The organism is Neisseria sp. P0024.S006, assembly GCF_051956595.1.
In the GTDB taxonomy this organism is placed as follows: Bacteria; Pseudomonadota; Gammaproteobacteria; order Burkholderiales; family Neisseriaceae; genus Neisseria.
Map to the genome: position 1 here is coordinate 1 of NZ_JBQCXH010000037.1, position 473 is coordinate 473.

Below are 473 nucleotides of genomic sequence, written 5' to 3' on the forward strand. Positions count from 1 at the left end.
TGGGGGGTGGGTGTTGTTGTGTTTGTTGGGGGGGGGGTGTGTGTTTGGTGGGTTGGGTGGGTTTTTTGGGGAGGGGGGTGGGTTGGGTGGTTTGGTTGTGTTTGTTGGGTTTTTTTTTGGAGTGAGTGGGCCGTTTGGGGGTTTTTTGGGTGGTTTTTTTTGTTGGTGTTTGGGGTTTTTTGGGTGGGGTGTTTTTGGTTTTTGTTGTTTGGTTTTTGGTTGTGTTGTTTTTTGGGGTGGTTTTGTTTTTGGTTTTTTTGGTTGTGTGTTTTGGGTTGGTTGGGGTTTTGTTTTTGTTTGGGTTGGTTGGGTGGGTGTTTGTGGTGGTGTGGTTGGTTTTGTGGGTTTGTTTGGTTTTGGTGTGGGTTGGGGTTTTGTTGTTGGTGGTTGGTGTTGGGTTGTTGGTTTTGTTGGTTGGGGTTGTGGTGGTTGGGTTTTTGTTGTGTTTGTCGGTGTTGGTGGTGGTGTGGTTT

At 47.1% G+C, this 473-nt stretch carries 1 protein-coding gene; it reads left to right on the forward strand.

Annotation, left to right across the window (positions count from 1 at the left end; all coding sequences use genetic code 11):
* Window positions 1–149 precede the first annotated feature (149 nt).
* On the forward strand, window positions 150–473 hold a 324-nt coding region (locus ACTHUF_RS11135; RefSeq protein WP_440407728.1), incomplete at its 3' end, for a hypothetical protein.